This is a genomic window from Hadarchaeum sp. (SeqCode), assembly GCF_049969415.1.
In the GTDB taxonomy this organism is placed as follows: domain Archaea; phylum Hadarchaeota; class Hadarchaeia; order Hadarchaeales; family Hadarchaeaceae; genus Hadarchaeum.
In genome coordinates, this window is sequence record NZ_JBMFOX010000062.1 from 1 (window position 1) to 3,609 (window position 3,609).

2 protein-coding genes and 1 rRNA gene are annotated in these 3,609 nt (G+C 48.7%); 1 reads left to right on the forward strand and 2 read right to left on the reverse strand.

Annotation, left to right across the window (positions count from 1 at the left end):
• Together ACP5PX_RS07520 and speE are read right to left on the reverse strand one after the other, a co-directional pair.
• Positions 1–941, reverse strand: a 16S ribosomal RNA gene (locus tag ACP5PX_RS07520); the annotation flags it as partial.
• Positions 942–1,350: 409 nt separating this feature from the next.
• Positions 1,351–2,292 carry a polyamine aminopropyltransferase gene (gene speE, locus ACP5PX_RS07525; protein ID WP_428085353.1) on the reverse strand — a complete coding sequence of 314 codons (942 nt, stop codon included), beginning with the start codon at positions 2,290–2,292 and terminating at the stop codon, positions 1,351–1,353.
• A 311-nt stretch (positions 2,293–2,603) separates the two neighbouring features.
• Here speE and ACP5PX_RS07530 point away from each other — a divergent pair.
• Positions 2,604–3,609 (forward strand): amino acid permease (locus tag ACP5PX_RS07530; RefSeq protein ID WP_428085352.1); only part of this gene is annotated, 1,006 nt, incomplete at its 3' end.

A 3,609-nucleotide genomic window follows, 5' to 3' on the forward strand; every position in this document is an offset into this window, starting at 1 on the left:
GGCGTTGACTCCAATTAAGCCGCAGGCTCCACCCCTTGTGGTGCTCCCCCGCCAATTCCTTTAAGTTTCAGCCTTGCGGCCGTACTCCCCAGGCGGCGGACTTAACGGCTTCCCTGCGGCACTGGACGGACCCTAGGTCCGTCCAACACCTAGTCCGCATCGTTTACAGCTGGGACTACCCGGGTATCTAATCCGGTTTGCTCCCCCAGCTTTCGCCCCTCACCGTCGAGCGCGTTCCAGCCGGGCGCCTTCGCCACTGGTGGTCCTCCTAGGATTATAGGATTTCGCCCCTACCCTAGGAGTACCCCCGGCCTCTCCCGCCTCCTAGCCCAGCAGTATTCCCACCAGTCACCGGGTTGAGCCCGGTGATTTAGGCAGGAACTTGCTGGGCCGGCTACGGGCGCTTTAGGCCCAATAACCGTCCCGACCACTCGTGGGGCTGGTATTACCGCGGCGGCTGACACCAGTCTTGCCCCCCACTTATTACCCCCGCCTTCCTGCAGCGGGGAAAAGCTCCCCATAAGGGGAGCACTCGGGGTGACCCCGTCACGGGTTACCGCATTGCGGAGGTTTCCCGCCTGGTGCGCCCCGTAGGGCCTGGGCCCTTGTCTCAGTGCCCATCTGGGGGCTCCCGCTCTCACGGCCCCTACCCGTTATAGGCTTGGCGGGCCGTTACCCCGCCAACAACCTGATGGGACGCAGCCCCATCCTCGGGCGGATAGAAGGCGATAACCCCCTCCCATCCCTTTGGGCGGAGAACCGTTCCAGGACTCCCCGCCTATCGGGGATAAGCTCCAGTTTCCCGGAGTTGTCCCCGTCCCGAGGGTAGGTTAGCCACGTGTTACTCAGCCGTTCGCCACACCCCACGGCGGTGGGATGTGCGACTCCCATGGCTTAGCGCCACCCCGATAGCAGTCGGGTCCGGCAGGATCAACCGGAGTTCGGCCGCAAGGTCGGAGGGCGCGTTTCTCAGCGGAATTCCGCGCCTCCCCGACACTTTCTCGGGGGAATGCTCACACAGCCTATCTCGGACTCGAGTTCTCTCCGTATGTGAGACGGAGTCTCCTCGAGCCGTCATCTTGATAGCGATATCTGGAATTCTCTTGATGGCTTATAAGATTTTTGCTGTTCCCCGGTAAACGCTCAGAGGCAGAATTTTCCCGCAGCCGGAGGCAGCGCGCTCATTCTCGGAGCAAGAGCTCCGTGTTGCGCGTGCGCCGCCGGGCTAGGCCACGGCGAACCTCTGAGCTCCCGGAGACTTCGTTTTAATATTATAGATTAGAAGGCTTTATATTGATTTCGACGGAATAATAAGAAAATCCATTATAAAAGGCACTCAAAAAACTCGCATTATATTTCCAAGTATTTTGGGGAATCATCAGTAGAAATCTCTTTATATAGCTTGAGAGAATCTCTGATGTTCTTTGGTAACTTGAAAAGCATCTCATGGGTCAAACCATCATAGAATTTCAACTCTTGAGACGTTTTGAGTTTGCTTTTTATTCTAGCGTCGATATCTTCCGATTTAAAATTGAGCGGATCTGTTTTCTCTGAGCCGAAAATGAATCCCCAGATTCCATTGTAACTCCTGATATAAGTCGCATAAGGTCTGGCGATCGAAAATACTGAGGCGATCGTATTGAGTATTATTGCATACATCCTCTGATAGAGGATTGGGCTCGTCGCTTGCGTCACCATTACTCCGTCTTCTCCAATAAGTTGCTTTATCAATTGGTAGAAGTCTCTTGTATATAAGTGAACAGCAGGTCCTCCCACTAAAGGATCAACTAAGTCTATTATAACTGCATCGTACTTCTCTCCCCTAGCTACTGCATCTTCAACAAACTTTCTACCATCACCTATAATTACCTTGGCCCTTGGATCATCGAAAGAGCCTCTGTGCCATTCGAAAAGAAACTTCTTTGAGAAATCGATGACTTTCTCATCGATATCAACCATATGTACTTCTCTCACGCTCTTATATCTGAGCACTTCCCTTAATGTGGCTCCTTCCCCTCCACCAAGAATCAACACTTTTTCAGGAGAGCCATGGGCTATTAATGGGGGATGTACGAGGCTCTCATGATATACATATTCGTCATAGAGGCTGGACTGTACCTTGCCATCGATTATCAGAGTTTTCCCGAGAGAAATTAGTTCAACAACCATGACGTTCTGAAAAGCTGTTCTCTCAACAGCATATACCCTAGAAGATGCTCTCGCAGAAGCGTCCCCATCTGCTATCCACTCCACGTACCAATTCCACCAATAATTGAAATTCCCCCCGCTCATCATCTCACACCATTGCCAAATTACTGAAAAAGGGAATTAATATGTTAGTGCCCCTAGCCAAGCGGAGGAGGCAAATTTATTCATCTTGAGACGTCATAGATCCCATCCTAGAGGGCGGGGGTAGTTTACCTATTCATCATCTTCATACTTTTCGTCATGAACTTTAAAATCAATAGTAAATATTTCAGGCTAAAAATCGAAAATACAAAAAATTAGAGATAAGTTATAATAGGAATGGCCCAAAGCTTCTATAGATATATTTATAAACCTATTTTTTTCAGAAGTTTACCAAAAAGTTAATAGTGTATACCTTGGAAGAAGAAGAAACATTTTTCGTGAGGAGGGCTTCAGGACTGGTAAGGGAACTTAACTGGTACGATATAATAATTTGGGTTTTAGCTACACCTGCTGCTTCAGGAATGACGTATTATGCTGTGAAGATTTTGGGTGACCCATCGGTTTACGGTGGAAACTTACCGCTGGCCTTTTTCATCGCCGGCCTCATGTTTCTACCACTCGTTGTAGCTTTCATAATGATTGCCTCCAGCTTCCCGCGGACGAGTAGCCTTTACGTTGTAGTCTCGAGGGTCATCCATCCAGTAATCGGCTTTCTGCCATTCTGGTATTTCATTGTTGGCGGAGGAGCGGCGATGGCTTCAGGGTATTTGCTGTTCATAGGCATAAAAGCCATGAGTGGACCGCTAGTTGTCTCTGGACTAGCATCCGGGAACCAGCTGCTCATCAATATAGCAAACTCTCTCACAGATCCAACTCATCAATTGTTGATAGCACTTATTCTCGTCCTAGTTATATGGATGATAAATTACACAGGTATGAAAGTGATAAAATGGTCTGTAAGGCTGTTGACCATAATTCCTCTAGTCATAACACTGGTCGCACTCGCGGTAACTGCTCTTTCTGGTCGAGATGCTGGTATTTCAAGGTTTGATGCGATCTATGGTAATGGTACAGCTGAAGCTATAATGAACGCTGCACTGAATCAAACAGTAGCGACTTCTCTCGGAATTACACCACTCACACCCAATAGCATGTTGACAGGTACCTACAATATGCTGCTCTGGACTATTTGGGCATGGACTGGTATGGAGGTCGTCACTTTCGTCGGTAGTGAAGTTAAAAATCCATCGAGAAGCTACATGAAGGGTTATTTGATAGGGTTCTTGGGAGTTATGATCCTGTATCTTTTGAATGCCTTCATCATCCCATCAACTTTCAACTATGACTTCCTGGCATCGTATTCCTACTTGAAAAGCCAATACGGCGATGTATTAACGAACATTATGCACGGTTTGCCAG